Origin of the sequence: Amycolatopsis sp. La24, from assembly GCF_029087445.1 — a bacterium.
Classification (GTDB): Bacteria; Actinomycetota; Actinomycetes; order Mycobacteriales; family Pseudonocardiaceae; genus Amycolatopsis; species Amycolatopsis nivea.
In genome coordinates this window covers 16,447-36,294 of sequence record NZ_JARACH010000013.1, presented here as the reverse complement: position 1 = coordinate 36,294, position 19,848 = coordinate 16,447, and the positions used below count along the sequence as shown (strand labels likewise).

Sequence of the window (19,848 nt, the reverse complement as noted above, 5' to 3'; positions counted from 1 at the left end):
CCCCGCCGCTCGCGTCGGTGACAATCGCCTACTTCGCCTACCCCTAAGGTTTCGCCTATGCCCACGACGCCCTCCCTCATCGGCCGGCACGACGAGATCGACCGCCTTCTCGCGCTGGTCCGCGCGGCGGAGCGGGGCGAGGGCGGGGTGCTCGTGCTGCGCGGCGAGGCGGGCATCGGCAAGAGCGCGCTGCTGGGCTACGTCGAGCACGCAGCGGAAGGGTTTCAGCGCATCCGCGCGTCCGGGTCGGAGTTCGAGGGAGAGATGCCGTTCGCGGCGCTGCACCAGCTGTGCGTTCCGCTGCTGGCCCACCTCGACAGCCTCTCGACGCCTTACCGCGACTCGCTCCTCGTGGCGTTCGGCCTTGCCGAGGGCACGCCGGACCCGTTCCGCGCCGGGCTCGCCGCCCTCGAACTGCTGGCCACGGCCGCGGCGGAACGTCCGTTGCTGTGCGTGATCGACGACGCGCACTGGCTGGACCCCGCCTCGGCGCGCGCGTTGACGTTCCTGGCCAGGCGCATCTCGGCGGAGCCGATCGCGATGGTTTTCGCCGCCCGCGACCAGGAGCCGGTCCCCGGGCTCGACGAACTGCCCGGGCTGACCGTCGGCGGGCTCAGCGACGCGCACGCCCGCGAGCTGCTGGCCGGGGAGAAGACCGTGACCCTGGACGAGCGGGTGCGCGATCGCCTGCTCGCCGAGGCCCGCGGCAACCCGCTGGCCCTGATCGAGCTGCCGAAAGCCGGCGGGTTCGCGCTGCCGACGCCGTCGCCGATCGCGAGCCGGATCGAGCGAAGTTTCCTCTCCCGGATGGCGGACCTGCCCCCGGACGCGCGCGAGCTGCTGGTCCTCGCCAGTGCCGATCCCACCGGCGACCCGGGCCTGCTGTGGGCGGCCGCCCGGCAGCTGGACCTCGACGTGCCCGCCGCGAGCGCCGCGGCTGAGGCTTCCGGGCTGATCCAGTTCGACACCCGCGCACGGTTCTGCCATCCGCTGGCGCGCTCGGCCGCTTACCGCGCGGCTGAGCCAAAACAACGGCGAGCCGCGCACCAGGCGCTAGCCGACTCGACCGACCCGGACACCGCTGGCGACCGCCGCGCGTGGCACCGCGCGCAGGCGACCGCCGGGCCGGACGAGGAGGTCGCGGCGGAGCTGGAGGTGTCCGCGTCGCGCGCGCAGGCCCGCGGTGGCGTAGCGGCCGCCGCGGCGTTCCTCGAACGGGCCGCCGCGCTGTCGCTCGACCACGGCAAACAGGTCGAACGCACGCTCGCCGCCGCGCGGGCAACGCTCGCGGCGGGCCGGACCGACGCCGCCGCCGACCTTCTGACCAGCATCGACACCTCGACGTTGGCTCTCCCCGAGCGCGCCTCCGTCGATCTGCTGCGCGGGCAGATCGCCTTCGTCCAGGGCCCGAACGGGGCGGTTCGCGGTCCGGAGATCATCCTGCGGGCCGCGCAGCAGCTCGCCGGGAGCGATCCCGAACGGTCGCGCGAATTCCTGGTGGCCGCGCTGGAGATGGGCCTCGTCGTCGGAAGGCCCGCCGGAGTGCTGGACCAGGTGCTCGCCGCCGCTCCCCCGGCCGGGCCGCCGGACCTTCTCACCGCACTCGTGCGCCTGACGACCGAAGGCCACCGCGCCGGGGTGCCCGCGATCCGGCAGGCTCTCACCGGCGACGACGACGGCTGGACGCGCACGCCCGCACTGGCCACCGTGCTCGCGGGCGAACTGTGGGACCTCGACCTGCACCGGACGATCGTCGACTGGCTGGCGCGGACCGGGGAGTCGACCGGATCGCCGATGACCGTCCGGCTCGGCCTGTCGCAGGCCGCGCTCTACGCGGTGTTCACCGGGAACTTCGGACAGGCGATGGCCGCGATCGCCGAGGAAGAAGCCATCGCCGACGCGCTCGGCGATCCGCCGCAGCTCTACCCGCGAATGCACCTGGCGGCGATGCGCGGCCGCCGGCAGGAGGTCCTCGACCTGTTCGCCGAGGCCACGAGCCGACGCACCGGCCAGCTGACCGCGAACGCGCACTGGGCGATGGCCGTACTGCACAACGGCCTCGGCGAGTACCCAGCCGCTCTCGAGGCCGCGACACACACGATCGCGAGCGGCGACCTCTTCCTCACCGGCATCGCGCTGCCCGAGCAAATCGAAGCCGCCGTGCGATGCGGGGAGGACGCCGTCGCCCGGTCCGCCATGGACGCGTTGGTCGAGCGCACGGAACCCGCGGGCACCAATTTCGCGCTCGGCATCGCGGCGAGCGCACGGGCGATGGTCAACGACGCGGAGGACGAGTACGTCGCGGCGCTGTCATATCTCACAGACAGCCCGCTTTCCGTGCAGGTCGCGCGGGCGCACCTGCGGTACGGGGAATGGCTGCGCCGCGCGGGACGCCGTCGAGATGCGCGCGAGCAACTGCGTGCGGCGCATGAGCAACTGTCGAAAATCGGGTTGGAGGCGTTCGCCCGACGGGCTGCCGATGAGCTGCGCGCAACCGGGGAGGTCGCGCGCAACCGTTCCTCGCATACCTACGACCGCTTGACCATGCAGGAGATGCACATCGCGCGCGAGGTCGCCGCGGGAGCCACGTCGAAGGAGGTGGCGACGCGGCTGTTCCTCAGCCCTCGGACGGTGGACGCGCATCTGCGGAACATCTTTCGCAAGCTCGGGATTACTTCGCGGAGACAGCTCAGGGACATGCCTGATCTTCGGGACTAGGCGTAGCCCGGGACGCCAAAAGCCCGCCGATTCCCGGTACCAAAGCCAGCAGCCATACCCGATGACGGCCGCCCATCACCAGCACCGCGGCGATCACCGTTGCCGTGTAAGCCAATCCGTGCACTGGGCCCAGTACCTGCGAGACTTCCGGCTGGTGCACTGTCACGATGTTTCCCAACATCAGCACAAGCGTCGTTAATTCCACCGCGCCGATGATTTCCAGAATCCGCTTCGGGCTCACAATCCCACCCCCGTCGTCGAACCGGGACGGTAGATCATCAAAACGACGACTGCCGCCCAAAGCAGGTTGAAAATGCCGGTCGTAATTCCCAAGCGAACGGTTACCGGCTGATCGGCACCGAGTGCGTCGACAACGCGTTTCTGCCCGGGCAGGATAAGCGCGACCAGAATCCCGGCGGCGACGACTGTCAGAAGCAGCGAGACAATCAGCCAGGTATCCCCGAGCACTCCCATCCGCGCGCCGGTCGCGAGGCCGAAAACCGGGACTAACACCCCGATCGCCGCGTAGACGCGGGTCGTCCGGTGCAGAACCTGCAGCGTCGCGGCTTTCTTCGGGTCATCAGCGGCGAGCCGCGCCGCGCTCGGGAACATACTCGCGGCGACGGCGACCGGACCGATGGCGAGAATGGCAGCCAGGACGTGAATCGACAGCAGGAAAGCGTTCACGCGACTTCACCGACACCGCTCGCGCTGACCCAGGTGGTGCCGCGGCGTTCGTATTCGAAAAGCTCCTCGACCGCATGCGCGGTGTGCGAGCCAAAATCGCGCTCCAGCACGTAGAGCGCCACGTCGAGACCGGAAGTGACGCCACCGCCGCTGATGAGGTCGCCGTCGTCGACCACGCGGGCGCGGACCGCGTTCACACCGATGGACGCGAGCCGGTCGACGCCGAGCACATGCGTCGTCGCGGTGCGGCCTTCCAGCAAACCCGCCATCGCCAGCGCGAGCGAACCCCCACAGATGGTCACGACCGTGCTGTCCGGGTTGGCGAACGCGCGGCGCAGCAACGGCATCGCGTCTCCGGAAGCGAAGCGCGACAGCAGGACGGGGATGGTCTCGACGCTCGGGTCGGGATCTTCGTCCACCGGGCCGGCGGCTCCGGGGACGACGACGTAGCCGGACGCATCGGGGTCGAACGCGGCGGTCGCGGTGAGGGTGAGCCCGGTGACGCCGGAGCGCACGACGCCGGGGCCGTCCGCGCTCACGAGTTCGACGGCGAGTTTGCCGCTCGCCGACAGCACTTCGAACGGAGCGACGACGTCGAGCGGGTCGAACCCGTCGAAGAGCACGAACTGGGCCCGCAGCATGGGTGGTTCCTTTCGATGGACGCTTTCGTCCATCGAAAGCCATCCGCGATGATCTCCACAATGGCTATCTGGACAGCTTCCACCGGTATCTGGCCACACCGGAGATGCCTTACCATCCAGGGATGTACACCACCGCGGTGCTTGCTCTCCCGGACGCGATCCCCTTCGATCTGGCCACCCCGATCGAGACCTTCGGACGCGTCCGGCTCCCGGACGGCCGCCCTGGGTACCGGACGCTCGTCGCCGGTCCGGAGCGCGACATCGCGGCGGGTCCGTTGCGGCTGTCAGTCAGCGAGGGCCTGGACGCCCTCCAGCGGGCCGACCTCATCGTGGTGCCCGGACGGGAGAACCCGCTGGCGCCGACCCCGCCAGCCGTCCTCGACGCGTTGCGGGCCGCCGCGGATCGCGGTACCCGAATCGCGTCGATCTGCGTCGGAGCGTTCACCCTCGCCGAAGCAGGCTTGCTCGACGGCCTGGACGCGACCACGCATTGGCTCGCCGCCGACCAATTCAAGCGGAAGTACCCGGCAGTCCAGGTGAACCCCGATGTGCTTTACACCGACAACGGGACAATCCTCACTTCCGCGGGTGCGGTAGCCGGAATTGATCTGTGCCTGCACATCGTCCAGAACGACTACGGAACCGCGGTCGCGGCCGACGCCGCCCGCCTCGCTGTCGCGCCGTTGCACCGGCCCGGCGGACAGGCGCAATACATCGTCCGCAACCGCGCGCCCAGCCGCCCGACCACGCTCGACCAGGTCCTGCCGTGGATCGAGGAAAACGCGTACCGGGACCTCGCGCTCGCGGATCTCGCGGACGCGGCCGGGATGAGCGTGCGCACGCTCACCAGGCGGTTCAAGGACGAAACCGGCCAAAGCCCCATGCAATGGGTGGCCGGAGTGCGCATCCGCCACGCTCAGGAACTGCTCGAAACCACCGACCACACCGTCGACCGGATCGCCGCGCAGACCGGATTCCCCACGACGAGCAATTTCCGTTCCCAGTTCGGCCAGGCGGTCGGGGTGACGCCCGGCGCGTACCGGAAGGTATTCCGGCCGGGACCGGATGCCGGACCCGCGAAAACTCCTGCGGCGTCAGTGCCCGATGGCGACTGATTCCGCCTCGCGGGCCGACAGATCCACCACCCGCGAACACCGCCCGGCCACCGCTTCGTCGTGCGTCGCCACGATGATCGTCTTGCCCGCCTCGTTGAGCTTCTGCAGAAGGTCCAGGACCCGATCCCGGTTCTTGGCGTCGAGCGAGCCGGTCGGTTCGTCGGCCAGGACGAGGTCGCACGGTTTCAGCAGCAGCCGCGCCACGGCGACGCGTTGCTGTTCGCCGCCGGACATCGAGTGGATCTTCCGGTGTTCCGACCGGCGCAGCCCGACCTGCGCGAGCGCCTCCTTGATCCGGTCCTGCTTCGGCGTCCCACGCTGGGCGTAGGTGAGCGCGATCTCCAGATTGTGCTCGACCGTCTCGTTGTCGATGAGCGCGAAGTTCTGGAACAGATAGCCCAACCGGTTGCGGCGCAGCAGATTCGCCGCCCGCGAGCGAGGCCGGGGCGCGCGTTCGCCGAAAAGGCGGACCTCGCCGCCGTCCGGCGATTCCAGCAGGCCGAGCAGGTTCAGGACGGTCGACTTCCCGGCCCCGCTCGCGCCGGTCAGCGCGGTGAACTCGCCTGGCTCGACGCGGAGGGCGAAATCGTCCAGGTGAGCAGCGTACTGTTTCCGGACTCCGCGGAGTTCGCACGAGAATTCCATGGGTCACAGCTCCTTCAAGCGGTTGACTGTGTTGCGGCGCTCCAGGATGCGAGCGGTCACGACCACGAACATCGCCTCGATCGCCAGCGAGAGCACTGAGATGGCAGCCAGCTCCGGTAACCGGTCCAGCGGGCCTGCCGTGGTATCCGCCGGAGACAGCGTGTTCATCGCCAGCACCGCCAGTCCGATCCCAGCCAGCACGGTCTGGCCCAGCCACGTGGTGCCGAGGGCGATCAGCAGTTCCCGGTACGAACGGGCGAAGCCGATGCCGTGGAGTCTGCGCACCGTGAGCCGGCGGCGCAGCCGGTCGGAACCGATGAGCACGATCACCGCGGTCAGGGCGATCAGGACGAACAGCGCCGCACCCGCGAACACGGCGATCTGCGTGATCCCGCCGCGCACCTGGTCGAGTTGCGCGGCCATGGCCTGGTGCACGGTGACGAGGTGCTGGAGGTTGTCGTCGAGTTTGAGCTGCTTCAGCTTCGGGCCGAGCGCGGCCAGCGTGCCGGCCGGATCGTCGCCGACGCGGACCTTGAGCCCGGTGTCCAGACCGCCGGTGATCGCGTTGAGCCGGTCGACAGTGAGGCTGTTCGCCGGGGTCATGATCTCGACGATCGGGTCGGTGATCAGGTTCCCGTGCCCGGGATTGACCTGCGGATCGTAGCTGAACACGCCTTGCCCGGACGCGGTCCAGACGATCCGGACGCGCTGGCTCGTGAACCGCGGCTGGTCACCGGTGATGCGTTGTTCCGCTTGCGTCGCCCCGGTGATTCCCGGACCGCCGGTGCGGGTTTCCTGAAGGAGCTGGCGGATCTGCGCTTCCCGCGGCTTGAACTGCTCGGGAACGGCCACGACCCACTCCGGATCGTCGGCGGCGACCGTGATCGGCTTCCGCGCGGCGTCCAGAATCGGGTACTGCTCGAGGTAATGCGTGTTGACCCGGATCGGCGGCACCGGCCAGCGCGACGTCGGATCCGGCGGTGTGCCCGGCTCGTAGTTGGCGGCGTCGACGAAGAGCGCGCCTGCCCGGTCGAGCACCGGATAGAGGTCGCCGGCTTCCGCGACCGACGACGCGTTGCCCCCGGTTTCCATTTCCTGCTGGTCGTTTCCGATCATGCGCGGGTAGAAGACCGCATAGCCCTGGACTTTCTCCCACGGCGCCAGCAAATCCTGCTGCTTGGCCAGTTCGGAGAACTGCTGCCAGACCACCACGGCCAGCACCGCGAGAATCGCGCCGCAGACCGCCTTGACCACGGCCGGTGCGGCGATCGACAAACCGAAAGGCGAGCGGTGTCGCGTCCTGTGATTCACTGCAGACTTCCTTTGACGAGATCCGAAATGCGCACCCGGTTGACGACGAGCAGCCCGATGCCCAGCGTCGCCGCGAACCCGGCGGCCGTCACCGGCGCCACCGCGAACAGGAACGACGAGTCCACGCTGGGCGAGACGAGCACGACTGCCGCGCACGCACCCAGTCCCGCGAGAGTGGCGCCGATCTGCGTTCTCCCGACGACCTCGTACCAGATCCGTGCCGTCGGATGCCCGACCAGGCGGAGCACGCCGATCCGCTTTCCCTCGCGCAGCAACCGGAACGCAATGACCACAGTGGACGCGCCGGCCAGCAGATACGCCAGGATTCGCAGCCCTGGCCCGGGTTCCGTCGTCGGCCGCGATCCGCGCTGCGGCAGAGTCAGCTCAGCGTCCGGGACGCCCGCTTCCGCCAACCGCTCGCGGACGAGCCCGAGAAAACGGTCTGTGGCGGGCCCAGCGTCCACCACGTACTGGCCGGAACTGGGCAAAGAATCGAACGCCTGGCGCAACGGCGCGAACGTCAGCTCGTATCGGTCCGCGAAAACCGCTGGCACCCCGACGTTTCCCGCCTTGCCGGACGTTGAGACGGTCGCCGAACCACTCCGCGATTCCGCTGGGCTCAGCCAACGTCCTTGTGCGAGAGCGAATTCGCCGAACAGCGCCGTCCGATCGCCACCGAGCAAGACGTAATGCGTGATGTGCTTGCGGTCCGCTTGAATGCTCACGGTGGTGCGCACAACCGTGGCACCGGTCTTCTCCGCCGCTTCGGCGAGAATGCGCAGCGTCGTCTCCGGATCGGCGGTCTGCGGGCGTTCCGGCCAGACGAACGGCACCCCGATCCGGTCCGCCGCGGTCTCGCTGTGCGCTTCCTGTTCGAGAACCACGTCCATCAGGACGACCGCCGGAACAGCGAACAGTATTCCCGCGAAAAGAAGAGAGAGGATCAGTCGCACGGAAAGCTCGCTCTCGTCGCTGCTGCGTGCTTGCTGCGGTGGAGGTGCGGTGCCGGGACCCCGTTGGCCCGGCACCGCGCCGTGGTGATCATGCCCGGAGCGTCAGGCCACGATCACGCGTTGGGGTTGTAGTACGTGTAGCAGGTGTAGGCCCATCCCGCCCTGGTGTGCGCGTTGGACCAGGAACCCGCCGACGCGTACCGCTTGTCGTTGGCGCCGCCGATGGCCGCCGTCGAGCTGTGGTAGTTCCTCGGGTGGTTGTAATTCGAGAAGCAGCCCTTCCAGATGCCGTCGCTCCCGGAACCGTGGCACCAGGTGCCGCCGCCGGCGCTGCCGCAGCTCGCCGGGGCAGCCACCCGGGACGGCGACGCGTTCGCGGCCGAAACGATCCCCGCGGACATGACGACCGCGAGCGAAGCGACCGAAGCCACCCTGGCGATCTTCAGAGACGCAGACCCCATTGTCATGATTTCCCCATTCTTTTTCCTGATTTCCCCTGAGCGGATGTTCCCCCAGCCTGAACGAAAAACATTCAGGTTTTATCCTCGGCACGGTAATGCCGGGACGAGAACAGCCGCGTCGTCCCCGCCGGCCCCCAACGCCGGCGGGACGCATGCGCCGGAGCATTCCGGCGAGCAGGCGCGGTCGATCAGAACAGGCGCGCACGCACCCGTCACTAGACCCGCTGACCTGCGGTAACAGCTATTTCGTCACAGAGTGCCGCGTCTAGCGCGCGGCGTGAAGAAAAACGGTGAAAACACCTGGATCCCCCTAGCGCTCGACTCCCCAATCTGACGCTGGAACAAAACACTACCGAACGTACCCGCAATCGGCCAAACGTCTTCCCGTCATGTCACTGAGATGGCGTAACCGCTCCCGGAGCGTCGCCGGCGTTACTGCCACCCGGACCAGCCAGCGCCGCCGAATGCCGCCGCGCGTTTTCCTCCCTTGCTATTCCTCGGATATCGCGCTCCCGTTTCGGAATACCGGCCGGTGCCGGACTGGTAGAATCGCGGGACAACCGCGGACAGGAAGGACCCGCGCGGTGTCACGCGCAGCAGAGCCGCATCCGCCAGTCGAACGCCCCGGCGCCTACCGGAGCCGCTTCACCGGCGCGCTGGAGTCGCTGCTCGCGGAAAAACGCTTCCCGAAGATCACGATCGGCGACCTCGTCGGCCGCGCGCACACCTCCCGCCGCGGCTTCTACGAGCACTTCGATTCCAAGGAAGCCTGCCTGGCCGCCCTGCTCAAGGAAGCCGCCGCGACCGGATCCGCGCAGGTAGCCGCGGCGGTCGACCGCACCGCGCCCTGGCAGAGGCAACTCCGCCAGCTCGTCACGGCGTGGATCGGCGTCGTCGAGGCCCGGCGCGCGCTCATGCTGAGCTACCTCCACGACGTACCGCTGCTTGACGCTCCGGACCTGAACTACGACGCGTACATCGACGTCGCCCGCGCCATCTCGGCAGGCAACGAATTCCGCGCGTCCGGCGGCGCTCCGCTGTCGCGGAACCGAGCGCTGATCCTGTTGGGAGGACTGGAAAAACTAGCCGAGGACGCGCTGCGGCGTGGTGATGCGGTGCGCACCGAGGAAGCAGTGCAGGCAGCGATTCTTCTTGCTGCTTCGTAATATCTCAGTTCACCTGACCTGAGACCGCATCCACCAGCGTCCGATACACCTGCTGACACCGCCGAATCCGCACCGGACGCGGATCGTGCGCGATCTCTTGCCCCAGCGCGGTAAGCGATCCGAGCAACGCGACAGCGAGCTCTTCGAGACCGCTGCCAGAACCGCCCGCTTCGCGCAGCAACGCGACAGTTGGCTCCCGCCACCACTGTTCGTCCAAGTTTCGCCACCGTTCCTGGCTCAGCACGGACGGGCCGTCGACCAGCAGGATCCGCCCGACCGCCGGGTCCGCGCACCGGCGCAGGAAGAGCGAACCGGACGCCTTGAGCCGGTCGGACGGCGTTGCCGTGCCACCGGAGCGGGACCGCAACACCCGGTGCAGGTCGGCGTGCACCTGCTCGACCACGGCGTGGAACAGCTCCTGCTTGTTCTCCCAGTGGTGGTAGACCGCGCCGGTGGTAATCCCGGCCGCGGCGGCGATCTGGGCCAGCGAAGTACCCGCGTAGCCCTGCTCGGCGAAGCGCAACCGCGCGGCCTCGACCAGGTCGTGGCGGGTGGTCCGGGACCGTTCCTCGTTCGTTCGCCGCATCCATCTACCTAATCATGTTATGTTTCTGAGCGTGGACACGGTGCGGGCTCAGGAGATCATCGACAGCAGCCCGTTCGGGCCGTGGTGGGGTTTGGTGGTGAAGGCGGTCGAGCCGGGCGCCGCGACTCTTTCCCTGCCCGCCCGTCCGGAGTTTTTCCGCCCCGGCAACGTCCTGCAGGGCGGCTGCGCCATGACGCTCGCCGACGTCACCTGCTGGATCGCGATCCTCTCCGCGCTCGGTCCCGAGGAACCGGCCGTCACGGTGAACATGACGACCGCGTTCCTCGGCGCCGCGCGGTCCGACCTGACCTGCGAGTCGTCCCTGACCCGGACCGGCCGTCGCACGATCTACGGCACCGCGACGGTCACCGACGACGCCGGACGGCAGGTCTCCCACCACACGCTGACATACCTGCGCCCAAGCTGAAAGACGTCAGCTCAGCACGACCCATCGCTCCCCCGGCCGGTCGACGACGGCGGGCTGCCAACGCGGACCGACCGCCGCGGCCAGTTCGTCACGCCGCGCGATCAGCGAGCTGACTGCGGGTTCGCCGACCACGATCACCGCCGACCAGTCGACGTACGCCAGGAGATGGTCCTCGCCGACCCCGAACTGCGTGCCCAGGAGCGCGACCACGTCGTGGGCGGTGTCCGGGCTCGACTGGATCCCGCGCGCATCCGGGACTTCGGCATCGGTTTCCGCGAAGGAGTCCGCCGATTCCTCTCGTTCCACAGACCACACGTGGTCGTCAAGCCGATCGATGCGGCGGCACAGGTCGAATGCCTGCTCGTCGGACAGGCGCAGGGCGACGCTGCGGCCGTCAGTCAGCGTGAACGTCAGCTCCGCCTCGGGGATCCCGGCACTGCCCGGTTCGGCTTCGACGGTCCCCGCGACGTCTCCGAACAGCACCAGCTCGGCCGGGCTTTCGTGTCCTTGGCCCAGCGACGGCAGGTTCGCGGCCATTTCGAGCACGGAGTGCGCGGCGGTCCAGAACGCTTCCTTGTCGCGGAGATCCTTGCGGCTCCGGCTCAACGTCCGCCCGATCCCGGCCGGTTCGACGTAAGCCTCCACCCGGCCGGTGCCGACACTGCCGTCCCAGGTCGCGGTGACCGTGACGTTGTTGGCGAGGCGTTTGCGGTAGGCCTCGACCCGGTCGTGCCGGGCGAGTTCCCAGCCGTCGGCCTGCTCCGGCCAGTCGTCGTTCACCGATGGGATCCTCTCAAGGCGCGCTGCGGATACGGCTCTCCGACGTGCCGCGCGCGTTCCTAGTTCCGCGCCGCGACCGATTCCACGCCCTCAGCCGGATGTTCCGCGCCCTGAGCGAGCAGCGTGATGACACCCGCGGCCACGATCACCGCAGTGGTAACCAACGCGGTCAACGGCCAGCCGAGCTGCTCCGCCGCAGTCGCGCCGAACGCCGTACCGAGGCTTCCCCCGGCGAAATACACCACCATGTAAGCACTGTTGAACCGCGCGGGCGCGCTTGGCTCAATCGCCAGCACAGTGCTCTGATTCGCCACCTGCGCCGCGAAAAGCCCCGCGTCAAACAACGCCAAGCACAGTAACGTTGAAACAGTGCTCGGCAACGCGAGAGCCAGCACCGCACTGGCCGCTCCGGCGAGACTCAGTCCACAAAGGATCACCCGGCGCGCGCCCACGCGATCGGTCCACGCTCCCGCGATCCGGGTAGCGAGAATTCCTAATATGCCAGCGAAAGCGTACAGCCCGATCCGCTCGGCGGAGTACGAAAAGGGCGGCTTCGACAGGGCAACCGCGATCCCGGACCACACCGCACAGAACGCGAAGAACCAGAGCGTTCCCCGGACCGCCGCGAGGCGAAGCACCGGATATCGCCGGTATAGGCCCGGAATCGAGCGCAACGTGGCAAGGTAGCCGCGATTGTTCGTACCGGTCACCGAAGGCAGCACGAGCAGCACCGCCACCGCGACCGCCCCGCATCCGGCGGCGAAAACGCCCAGCATCGCGCGCCAGCCGATCAGGTCGGACAGCCAGCCGCCGACGATGCGGCCCGCGAGAATGCCCGCTGAGATTCCGGCGGTGACGATTCCCAGCGCGGTAGCGCGCCGGTCCGGGCTCGCCAGGCGGGCGGTCACCGAACTCAGCCCGGCCCCTGCCGACGAGCACGCGCCGAGCACGCCGAGCACCAGGCCGAGCAGCCACACCTGGCCGACGATCGCGTTCAGTCCCAACGCGACGGCAAGCGCGCCGAACTGCGCCGACAGGACGTAGCGCGGTGGAAACTGGTCGACGAGCGGCACCAGCAGCGCGAGCCCGCACAGGTAGCCGACCGGCCCGCAGGCGAGCGCGACGCCGACCGAACCGAGGGACGTGCCGAGCGCTCCGCCGACCTCGGCGATCGCGGGCTGCAGCGGGTAGACGGCCGCGGTGCCCAGCGCGGCGGCAAGTGAAATGAACCAGACGACAGGACCGCGAATGTTCTCCGAATGCACGGGCCGAGCGTAGAAAGGACCGCACGCGAACGCTGGCGAAAATCCGCCATCACCCGAAGGACCGGACAAGCCGCCGCGGTTTGTGGGATGATCGAGTTCCATGACGACACCACCGCGGTCGCCGCGCTCCGGAAAGTTGCCGAGCCGACCGGTCCGATCATGACCGGCGAGCGGGCGCGGCAGATCGACGTCGGCCGTCTGCCCGAGGACGTCGCAGACCTCATCGAGTCGCTCAGACCCGGCGAAAACCTGATTCTCACCAGGGACGGCAACCCAGTCGCGACGGTCTCCAGCGCCGGTGCCCGGCCCGAACCGCCGCGGACGGACTACGACGACGTGACAGTGGTCGCCACCGCGATGAAGCTGTCGGCCTCGGCCCGGATGTCGCTGTCCGCCGAACTCGGCTCCGACTACCTCGTGCTGGACCTGCACTCGGCACCCGCGACCGCCGACGTGCTGCTCGTGCCGCCGGTCAGTCCGCAGCTGGTCGGCGGGCTGCGGGCGCAGTTCCCGAAGGCGCGGGTCGTCCTCGCCGAGGTCGACGACCCGGAACTGGGCGTCAGCTACCACGGCCCGGTCCGGCGGCTGCTCGACGCCGGCGCGGAAACCTACCTGACCTCGGCGAACGTCCCGCATCTGGCGCGGCAGCTCGAGCACGCGGTCACCCGGCGGCAGCAACTCGACGGCGGGTCGGCCGCCCCGTTGGAGATCAGCCCCGCGGACTCGTGACCGCTACCGGCCGACGCCGCCGGACGCGTCGAGCTTCGCGCTCGCCGATGCGGCCGAGCGCAGTCCGGCTGCCAGTCATGCGCGGACTCCCCGCAACCAGGTGCGGCCTTCTTCGATGATTTCCTGTTCCCGCTTGCTGAAACGGGTCGGACAGGTATCGGGAACCTGATGTCCACTGTGCTCCAGCAGATACGCCAACGCGGCGTACTCGCGCGGATGCCGAAGCGGATCAAGATCGTCAGTAGGCCGAATCCCGTAGGGATAGGTGAAGCCGCCCATGTCGTAGACGGAATCGCGGCGCGCGATGCGCCAGACGCCGTCCCTGCGGTCGATCCGGTCGAGGAATCTGTTGTGGACGGTCACGCCGATTCCCAGTTCGAGGTGATCGGCGACGAGCATCGCATTGGTCTCCACGAAGGCACGGTCGCCGGCGGCCTCGATGACCGGAGTGCCGATGAAGTGCTTGCTGCGCAACGGTCCGCCGCTCATCCGCCGTGATCCCTCGACAAAATCCTTGGCCAGTCCGGAAAACCACAGGATCGTCAGGGTCGCGTCGTCGTGGAAGAGCTTCGCCAGTGCGTCCCAGTCCTCCCGGTCGCGATGGATCCAACCGGTCGTCAAGTCGGCGATCGCCTGCCGGTCGGCGGCGGGCACTTCTTCTGGCATAGCGATTCTCCTGATCTCGAACGGAATCTACACCCCTGCCTCACCAGCTTCGCCCGGCGGAGAACCCGCCACCACCGCCCGTCGGACAGGCGATACCGGGATCCCGCCAAGATCACCGGCAGGCCGTTCGGCGGTATCCTGGGAGCCGATGCCGAAACGCCGCCACCTCTGCTGGTCGGGCGACGATCCCATCCAGGGCCGCTGGTCGCTGGCCCACGGGGAAGGGGTCGCCGCGCATCAGCACGCGCGGGGGCAGCTGCTGTACGCGGCGAGCGGGCTGCTGGCCACCACCACCGAGCGGGGCACGTGGGTCGCGCCCGCGGACCGTATCTCGTGGACGCCGCCCTCCTTCGAGCACGGCCACCGCGCGTACGGCGAGACCGAAATCAGCATTCTCGAAGTGCCCGCCGAGCTGTGTTCCGCACTCCCCGCCACACCGACCGTCTTCACCGTCTCGGCGCTGCTGCGCGCCGCGATCCTGAAACTGACCGGCGGCGCGCCCCTGCCGCCGGACGTCGGCGACCGGCTGCTCCGGGTGCTGGTCGACGAGCTGACCGCACTCCCGGAGCAGGCGGTCTACCTGCCCGAACCCGTCGACGACCGGCTCCGCGCGGTCACCGATCGCCTGCGCGGGAACCCGGCCGAAACCGCCACGCTCGGCGAACTCGGCCGGGCGGTCGGGGCCAGCGAGCGGACGCTCAGCCGGCTGTTCCGCACGGAACTCGGGATGAGCTTCTCGCAGTGGCGCGCACAGCTGCGGATCCAGCACGCGCTGGTGTACCTCGGACAGGGCCGTTCGGTGACCGACACCGCGCTGCGCTGCGGATGGGCCAACCCGACCAGCTTCATCGAGACCTTCTCCGCCATCCTCGGCCAGACACCAGGCAGCTACCAAACCGAACTCCGACGCCAGACCGCCATGACTCGGTGAGAATCAGCCGAACCGACGCAGTTCACCCTCCGCCCAGCCCGGCTCCCCGGTCCGCGCGAACGCGACCCACGCCGCGTGCACCTCCGCCGCCAAACCAGCCGGAGCAGCGGATGGGCCCAGCAAACCGGTATCGCCGTGCAGCCACGGTTCATCCGCGAGATCGAAGACAAACGGCAGCTCGACGGTATGCGCCGCGCCGAGACGTCCGTCCAGGGCTGTGGAACGGTAGCCGAACGAGTAGACATACGTGCGGCCGGCGGTTGAGGTCTCAGCGTGCGCCTGTGCCATCCGAGCGGTGCCAGTTCCGAACAACAACTCGCCAAGCTGGTCGGCGGTGTCGTCCGGTTTTCCTTGCGGAACCAGGTAAAGCCGTCCCTCCTCGGTGTTCGTGCCGATCAGCAGGTCGACGTCGCCGACCACGCTGTCGGCGGGCTGTACCGGCAGAACCAGGCTGAACGGGCTGAGGCCGGCGAGCGGATCAGCAGCGGTCGCGGTGTGCAGGTCCAGCCCGGCCAGCGCAGGCAAGATCTGCAGGAACCGCTCGTCAGAGATCTCCCCGAACGCCGCCGCGGTCGGCTCGACGCCCAATGCGGCAGCCGCGGCCGTGGTGACCCGTTGCGCCTGCTCCGGGGTGAAGGCACCCGTGCCGTTTCCACTTTGGACAATCGCGCGCCGGAACAGTCCGACCGCCTCCGGGGCAGCGAGCAGCGCACAGGTGAGCGTCGCCCCCGCCGATTGCCCGAACACCGTGACGTTCCCCGGATCCCCGCCGAACGCGGCGATCGAATCGCGCACCCACCGGAGTGCGGCGAGGACGTCGAGCAGCCCGCGATTGTCCGGAGCTCCTTCCAGCGCAAGGAAACCGGGGATGCCGAGCCGGTAGTTGACCGTCACGAGGACGATCCCGTCGCGGGCGAAAGCGCTGCCGTCGTAGAGTGCGGCGCGGGTCGAACCGGTGACAAACCCGCCGCCGTGCACGAAGACCATGACTGGACGGTTACCAGCGTCCGCCGCTGGGGTACGCACGTCGAGCGTCAGGTATTCCTCGCCAGGAACCCAGCCCGGGCCGAAGTACGGGGTCATGTCGAGTCGCCCGAAGTCGCGCGTGGGCTGTGGAGCGGTCGGCGACGGCTGAGTACCGTCGCGGACTCCGGACCAGCCCGGATGCGGTTCCGGCGAAGCGAACCGGCCCGGCCCTATCGGGGCCGCGGCGTAGGGAATGGACCGGTAGAGCTCGCCCGCCGCGTCGCGAAAGCCGCGCACCGCGCCCGCCGCGGTCTCGACGACCGGATGTTCTTGCTGAGACACGAGAATCCCTTCAGGAGATCCGGGAGAACCCGGCCCACTTCTTGATCGCGAACTTCGACCCGTCCCGCTCGACCTCCGCCGCGCCGGAACCGGGAAAGTGCGCCGGGAACAGCAGCGCGTTGTCGTCCGCGGCGCGGCCGAGCAGGGTGCGCCGGGTCGCCCGCGCCTCCGCCGGGTCCTCGCAGAAGCAGGAGTTGGTCTCCGGCTCCGCGATCTGCAACGGGGTGTGCACCAGATCGCCGACGAACAGCGCCCGGTCGCCGCCGGAGTCCAGCGTCAGCACGGAGGAGCCGGGAGTGTGCCCGGGCGCGAGGTCGAGCCGCAGATTCCGGTCGATCCGGTGCGTCCCGTCCCACAGCTGGACCTGCCCCGCCCGCCGCACTGGAGCGACGCTGTCCTCGAAGACGTTCTGGTTCCCTCGCCCGAGCACGGTCTCGTTTTCGTTGGCCGGATCCCAGAACTCGAAGTCCCGCAACGGCATCAGGTACGTGGCGTTCGGGAAGGTCGGCACCCAGGCGCGGCCGTCGAGCCGGGTGTTCCAGCCGACGTGGTCGATATGCAGGTGAGTGTTGATCACGACATCGACGTCCTCGGGCGACACACCGGCGGCGGCGAGGTGATCGAGGTAGCTGGTGTCGAGGCGGTTCCACACCGGCGCGTACGGCCGGTCCTTGTGGTTGCCGACGCCGGTGTCGACGAGGATCGTGCGGCCCTCGCTGCGCAGCAGCCACGACTGGATCGCCGACTGGCATTCGCCGGTCTCCGGATCCCAGAAATCGGGGGCCAGCCAGCCGCGATGCTCGTCCCACGAGCCCGCCGGACTGTCCGGGAAGAACTGGTCCGGGCCCATCTCGACCGACCCGGAGAACTCTTTGACGCGGGTGACCGTGACGTCGCCCAGGATGATCTCGTCCATGCGACCGAGCCTGCGCGGACCGGCCCGCCCGGACCACTCCCGCGTTTTCCTACCCCGCGCAGGGGGTGGCAGTGATATCTCACCGCGGCGGATAGTGGAACCCATGACCGCTGGCCCGCTCGGAGACTTCCTGCACGCACGACGCGCCCGGCTGCGCCCGTCCGACGTCGGCCTGCAGGACGTCGGACCCCGCCGCCGGGTCGCCGGACTGCGCCGGGAGGAGCTGGCGCACCTGGCCGGCGTCAGCGTCTCGTACTACACGCGGCTGGAGCAGGGCCTCTCGCGCGGAGCGTCCGCCGAGGTGCTCGACGCGATCGGGCGCGCCCTGCAGCTCGACACCCACGAACGAGCCCACCTGGACCGCCTCGCCGAGGCGGCCCGCCGCACGCCCCAGCCGCGCCGTCCCCGCCCGGAGAAGCTGGCCGACGAAACGCGCGACCTCCTCCGCGCGCTCGACGGCGTCCCGGCGCTGGTGCTCGGCCGCCGGACGGACGTCCTGGCGTGGAACCCGCTCGGGCACGCTTTGCTGGCCGGGCACTTGGACCTCGGCCAACGCCCCAACCTGAGCCGGATGCTGTTCCTGGACCCGCACTGCCGCGAGCTGTACGCGGATTGGAAACGCAAGGCCCGCGCGGTGGTCGGCAACCTGCGCATCACCGTCGGGAAACACCCGGACGACCCGCTGCTGGCCGAACTGATCGGCGAGCTGACGATGAAGAGCCCGGAGTTCGTCTCGCTGTGGCAGGACCACCGGGTCGGGCCCTGTGACGCCGATTCGTACGAACTGCGGCACCCGGTGGTCGGCCGGGTGACGGTGACCCAGCAGACGCTGTCGGTGGCGCGGTCGCCGGAGCAGGTGCTGATCGTGTGCACCACTCCGGAGGGGTCGGCCTCGGAGGAGGCGTTGACCTTGCTTCGGCAGGTCAGCGCCCCGGCGAGCCTTCCGGAAACGGCCGAATACGACACCTACCGGCGATGACTCGGCCGGGCCGGGTTGAACAGCACGACGCTGCAGATCAGCACCAGCCCGGCGACCGCGACCCCGACCACCGGGCTGATCAGCAGCGCCACCGCGCTGATCACGCTCGCGGCGAAAGACAGCTGCAGGCACCCCCCACAACACCGGTGCCAGCCACGACAGCGTTTCCGACGCCGCGCACACCCACCGGCCCCTGGCCACCGGCTTGCGGTGCCGCCCCGGGCCGCGGCGGGCAAAGACTTTCGTGGCGGCGGCGAGCATCTCGTCGCGGGTGGCGATCCGTTTCCCGCCGCGGGCCGGGGCGACGGCGGCCCCGAATTCGACGCGTTCCACCCTTCCGGCGTGGTCGTCGTCTAGCGGATCGGTGTTCTCCGGCGGTACAGTCATCGCGTCTGTTCCTTTGCCTAGAAGCGGGTTTCAGACAACTCCGTGGCCCCCTGTTCCAGCAGGGGGCCACATCCATCTCTCCGGGCGCGCGGCCCGGTTCGATACTTCTCATCTTGACCACGAGCGCACACAGAACTCGATACCCACTGACGGTCGTCTCGCCCAGCGGCATCCAACTGTCGGTTAACGGCAAAGAGACACGACGAACTACCGTGCGCAATATCGTCCGCCGGTTCTGCCGGACGGCGCCGGTAACTTCGGCGACAACGAACTCCCCGGCCGAACTCCGGCTCGCAACCGTCCCCACCGGCTCCGACCTGCGTTAACAGGCATGGCACAGCACTGCACGCGAAGCCCCGGCAGGGAGCGGAACCCTCGTCGGACCGGAAGACGGCAGCGATTCTTAGCGCAGCGAGAACAATTTTTCATCACTCACAAGAGTGGTAATCTGTGCTCGACGAGAACCGATCACCGAGAACTGCGACCGCAGCGCCACCGGATGCCACAGGGAGCCCTGACCAGTGATTTTACCGAAAAAGCCGGACCGCCGAAGAATATTGGCATTCAGCCAACCCACCGCGGCGTTCTCCGTTTATCGCAGACCGCACGGCATCTGCCGACTGGAATATGCATACCTGCCCCGCCTAGGCAGAATATTCTGACATGCCTTGCCCACCCGGCTTCCGGCGCCCCGGCGACGGCCCGCCGGAAAGCTCCCGACCGGCCGCTAACACCGCGGCATTGGACAGATCCCGGCCAGGAAAAGGACAACGCCATGACCGCGATCACCGCGAGAAAACTGTCCCGACGCCAAACAGGTGAACCTATCGGGCCATTTCGGCACGGTGCAAGTCCGCGCCTTGCTTCGCCCTATTCCCTCCTCGATCCTGAGGTTTGAATATTCCGAAGAAGGTCATCGGCTTGACAAGGACGAAACCATGAGTTCCTACGATCCGAACACCGTGAGTTCTTCGCTCGACGACGCGGCCTGGCAGCGGCCGTCGGCGTGCGGCGGCAACGGCGGCGACTGCGTCGAGATCAATCTCAGCGATCCCGACGTCGTCGCGGTGCGGGATTCCAAGATCGGCCGTTCTCCCGCCCTGGTCTTCGACAATCGGGAATGGGCCGCATTCGCCGGCGCGCTGCGCGAGGGGCAGTTCGACCGCTGATCGCGCAC

At 68.8% G+C, this 19,848-nt stretch carries 22 protein-coding genes; 9 read left to right on the top strand and 13 right to left on the bottom strand.

Annotated elements, in window-relative coordinates; all coding sequences use genetic code 11:
* Positions 1 to 57 precede the first annotated feature (57 nt).
* Positions 58 to 2,718 carry a LuxR family transcriptional regulator gene (locus PUT80_RS15345; RefSeq protein WP_275292355.1) on the top strand — a complete coding sequence of 887 codons (2,661 nt, stop codon included), beginning with the start codon at positions 58 to 60 and terminating at the stop codon, positions 2,716 to 2,718.
* On the opposite strand, the gene PUT80_RS15340 is transcribed toward PUT80_RS15345, so the two are convergent.
* From PUT80_RS15340 to PUT80_RS15330, 3 genes are read right to left on the bottom strand one after another with little or no spacing between them, the layout of a single operon-like run.
* Positions 2,690 to 2,959, bottom strand: a complete 270-nt coding sequence (locus PUT80_RS15340; protein ID WP_275292354.1) for a hypothetical protein — start codon at positions 2,957 to 2,959, stop codon at positions 2,690 to 2,692. The genes PUT80_RS15345 and PUT80_RS15340 overlap by 29 nt on opposite strands.
* On the bottom strand, positions 2,956 to 3,405 hold the full coding sequence (locus PUT80_RS15335; protein WP_275292353.1) for a hypothetical protein: 450 nt from the start codon (positions 3,403 to 3,405) through the stop codon (positions 2,956 to 2,958). The genes PUT80_RS15340 and PUT80_RS15335 overlap by 4 nt, the downstream gene beginning before the upstream one ends.
* Positions 3,402 to 4,046 (bottom strand): DJ-1/PfpI family protein, encoded by a 645-nt coding sequence (locus PUT80_RS15330; RefSeq protein ID WP_275292352.1) that lies wholly within the window; start codon positions 4,044 to 4,046, stop codon positions 3,402 to 3,404. The genes PUT80_RS15335 and PUT80_RS15330 overlap by 4 nt, the downstream gene beginning before the upstream one ends.
* 122 nt (positions 4,047 to 4,168) lie before the next feature.
* Here PUT80_RS15330 and PUT80_RS15325 point away from each other — a divergent pair, with 122 nt between their 5' ends.
* On the top strand, positions 4,169 to 5,161 hold the full coding sequence (locus PUT80_RS15325; protein ID WP_275292351.1) for a helix-turn-helix domain-containing protein: 993 nt from the start codon (positions 4,169 to 4,171) through the stop codon (positions 5,159 to 5,161).
* Here PUT80_RS15325 and PUT80_RS15320 read toward each other — a convergent pair.
* The 4 genes from PUT80_RS15320 to PUT80_RS15305 all read right to left on the bottom strand — a co-directional run bounded on the left by PUT80_RS15320 (position 5,141) and on the right by PUT80_RS15305 (position 8,531).
* On the bottom strand, positions 5,141 to 5,806 hold the full coding sequence (locus PUT80_RS15320) for an ABC transporter ATP-binding protein (protein WP_275292350.1): 666 nt from the start codon (positions 5,804 to 5,806) through the stop codon (positions 5,141 to 5,143). The two genes, PUT80_RS15325 and PUT80_RS15320, sit on opposite strands and share 21 nt — an antisense overlap.
* Before the next feature lie 3 nt (positions 5,807 to 5,809).
* Positions 5,810 to 7,081 (bottom strand): hypothetical protein, encoded by a 1,272-nt coding sequence (locus PUT80_RS15315; RefSeq protein ID WP_275292349.1) that lies wholly within the window; start codon positions 7,079 to 7,081, stop codon positions 5,810 to 5,812.
* 32 nt (positions 7,082 to 7,113) lie between these two features.
* Entirely contained in the window at positions 7,114 to 8,070 is a 957-nt protein-coding gene (locus PUT80_RS15310; RefSeq protein WP_275292348.1) for a hypothetical protein, read from the bottom strand.
* Between the two features lie 113 nt (positions 8,071 to 8,183).
* Complete coding sequence (locus PUT80_RS15305; protein ID WP_275292347.1) at positions 8,184 to 8,531, bottom strand: lactococcin 972 family bacteriocin; 348 nt, start codon at positions 8,529 to 8,531, stop codon at positions 8,184 to 8,186.
* A 584-nt stretch (positions 8,532 to 9,115) separates the two neighbouring features.
* Between PUT80_RS15305 and PUT80_RS15300 the strand changes: the two genes are divergently transcribed.
* Complete coding sequence (locus tag PUT80_RS15300) at positions 9,116 to 9,697, top strand: TetR/AcrR family transcriptional regulator (protein ID WP_275292346.1); 582 nt, start codon at positions 9,116 to 9,118, stop codon at positions 9,695 to 9,697.
* Between the two features lie 4 nt (positions 9,698 to 9,701).
* On the opposite strand, the gene PUT80_RS15295 is transcribed toward PUT80_RS15300, so the two are convergent.
* Positions 9,702 to 10,283 carry a TetR/AcrR family transcriptional regulator gene (locus PUT80_RS15295; protein ID WP_275292345.1) on the bottom strand — a complete coding sequence of 194 codons (582 nt, stop codon included), beginning with the start codon at positions 10,281 to 10,283 and terminating at the stop codon, positions 9,702 to 9,704.
* A gap of 31 nt (positions 10,284 to 10,314) precedes the next feature.
* Here PUT80_RS15295 and PUT80_RS15290 point away from each other — a divergent pair, with 31 nt between their 5' ends.
* Positions 10,315 to 10,710, top strand: coding sequence for a PaaI family thioesterase (locus tag PUT80_RS15290; RefSeq protein ID WP_205670028.1), 396 nt, complete (start codon positions 10,315 to 10,317; stop codon positions 10,708 to 10,710).
* Between the two features lie 6 nt (positions 10,711 to 10,716).
* On the opposite strand, the gene PUT80_RS15285 is transcribed toward PUT80_RS15290, so the two are convergent.
* Positions 10,717 to 11,490: a hypothetical protein gene (locus tag PUT80_RS15285; RefSeq protein WP_275292344.1), complete on the bottom strand. Its 774-nt coding sequence runs from the start codon at positions 11,488 to 11,490 to the stop codon at positions 10,717 to 10,719.
* 59 nt (positions 11,491 to 11,549) lie between these two features.
* Positions 11,550 to 12,755, bottom strand: a complete 1,206-nt coding sequence (locus PUT80_RS15280; protein WP_275292343.1) for an MFS transporter — start codon at positions 12,753 to 12,755, stop codon at positions 11,550 to 11,552.
* A gap of 87 nt (positions 12,756 to 12,842) precedes the next feature.
* On the opposite strand from PUT80_RS15280, the gene PUT80_RS15275 reads away from it, so the two are divergent.
* On the top strand, positions 12,843 to 13,484 hold the full coding sequence (locus PUT80_RS15275) for a hypothetical protein (protein ID WP_343076885.1): 642 nt from the start codon (positions 12,843 to 12,845) through the stop codon (positions 13,482 to 13,484).
* Positions 13,485 to 13,559: 75 nt separating this feature from the next.
* Here PUT80_RS15275 and PUT80_RS15270 read toward each other — a convergent pair whose 3' ends face one another.
* Positions 13,560 to 14,150 carry a nuclear transport factor 2 family protein gene (locus PUT80_RS15270; RefSeq protein WP_275292342.1) on the bottom strand — a complete coding sequence of 197 codons (591 nt, stop codon included), beginning with the start codon at positions 14,148 to 14,150 and terminating at the stop codon, positions 13,560 to 13,562.
* Between the two features lie 148 nt (positions 14,151 to 14,298).
* Between PUT80_RS15270 and PUT80_RS15265 the strand changes: the two genes are divergently transcribed.
* Positions 14,299 to 15,081 carry a helix-turn-helix transcriptional regulator gene (locus PUT80_RS15265; protein WP_275292341.1) on the top strand — a complete coding sequence of 261 codons (783 nt, stop codon included), beginning with the start codon at positions 14,299 to 14,301 and terminating at the stop codon, positions 15,079 to 15,081.
* Positions 15,082 to 15,084: 3 nt separating this feature from the next.
* On the opposite strand, the gene PUT80_RS15260 is transcribed toward PUT80_RS15265, so the two are convergent.
* Together PUT80_RS15260 and PUT80_RS15255 are read right to left on the bottom strand one after the other, a co-directional pair.
* Positions 15,085 to 16,389, bottom strand: a complete 1,305-nt coding sequence (locus PUT80_RS15260) for a carboxylesterase family protein (RefSeq protein WP_275292340.1) — start codon at positions 16,387 to 16,389, stop codon at positions 15,085 to 15,087.
* A gap of 10 nt (positions 16,390 to 16,399) precedes the next feature.
* On the bottom strand, positions 16,400 to 17,305 hold the full coding sequence (locus PUT80_RS15255) for an MBL fold metallo-hydrolase (RefSeq protein WP_275292339.1): 906 nt from the start codon (positions 17,303 to 17,305) through the stop codon (positions 16,400 to 16,402).
* 103 nt (positions 17,306 to 17,408) lie between these two features.
* Here PUT80_RS15255 and PUT80_RS15250 point away from each other — a divergent pair, with 103 nt between their 5' ends.
* The 3 genes from PUT80_RS15250 to PUT80_RS15240 all read left to right on the top strand — a co-directional run bounded on the left by PUT80_RS15250 (position 17,409) and on the right by PUT80_RS15240 (position 19,840).
* A complete protein-coding gene (locus PUT80_RS15250; protein WP_275292338.1) occupies positions 17,409 to 18,284 on the top strand; it encodes a helix-turn-helix transcriptional regulator in 876 nt (291 codons plus the stop codon).
* 210 nt (positions 18,285 to 18,494) lie between these two features.
* On the top strand, positions 18,495 to 18,641 hold the full coding sequence (locus PUT80_RS15245) for a hypothetical protein (RefSeq protein WP_275292337.1): 147 nt from the start codon (positions 18,495 to 18,497) through the stop codon (positions 18,639 to 18,641).
* Between the two features lie 968 nt (positions 18,642 to 19,609).
* Positions 19,610 to 19,840 (top strand): DUF397 domain-containing protein, encoded by a 231-nt coding sequence (locus tag PUT80_RS15240; protein WP_009081852.1) that lies wholly within the window; start codon positions 19,610 to 19,612, stop codon positions 19,838 to 19,840.
* Positions 19,841 to 19,848: the final 8 nt, after the last annotated feature.

Coding starts and splice junctions, on each gene's coding strand:
- PUT80_RS15345 (WP_275292355.1), top strand. CDS start 58: ATGCCCACGACGCCCTCCCTCATCGGCCGGCACGACGAGATCGACCGC.
- PUT80_RS15330 (WP_275292352.1), bottom strand. CDS start 4,046: ATGCTGCGGGCCCAGTTCGTGCTCTTCGACGGGTTCGACCCGCTCGAC.
- PUT80_RS15325 (WP_275292351.1), top strand. CDS start 4,169: ATGTACACCACCGCGGTGCTTGCTCTCCCGGACGCGATCCCCTTCGAT.
- PUT80_RS15320 (WP_275292350.1), bottom strand. CDS start 5,806: ATGGAATTCTCGTGCGAACTCCGCGGAGTCCGGAAACAGTACGCTGCT.
- PUT80_RS15305 (WP_275292347.1), bottom strand. CDS start 8,531: ATGGGGTCTGCGTCTCTGAAGATCGCCAGGGTGGCTTCGGTCGCTTCG.
- PUT80_RS15295 (WP_275292345.1), bottom strand. CDS start 10,283: ATGCGGCGAACGAACGAGGAACGGTCCCGGACCACCCGCCACGACCTG.
- PUT80_RS15275 (WP_343076885.1), top strand. CDS start 12,843: ATGATCGAGTTCCATGACGACACCACCGCGGTCGCCGCGCTCCGGAAA.
- PUT80_RS15270 (WP_275292342.1), bottom strand. CDS start 14,150: ATGCCAGAAGAAGTGCCCGCCGCCGACCGGCAGGCGATCGCCGACTTG.
- PUT80_RS15265 (WP_275292341.1), top strand. CDS start 14,299: ATGCCGAAACGCCGCCACCTCTGCTGGTCGGGCGACGATCCCATCCAG.
- PUT80_RS15255 (WP_275292339.1), bottom strand. CDS start 17,305: ATGGACGAGATCATCCTGGGCGACGTCACGGTCACCCGCGTCAAAGAG.
- PUT80_RS15250 (WP_275292338.1), top strand. CDS start 17,409: ATGACCGCTGGCCCGCTCGGAGACTTCCTGCACGCACGACGCGCCCGG.
- PUT80_RS15240 (WP_009081852.1), top strand. CDS start 19,610: ATGAGTTCCTACGATCCGAACACCGTGAGTTCTTCGCTCGACGACGCG.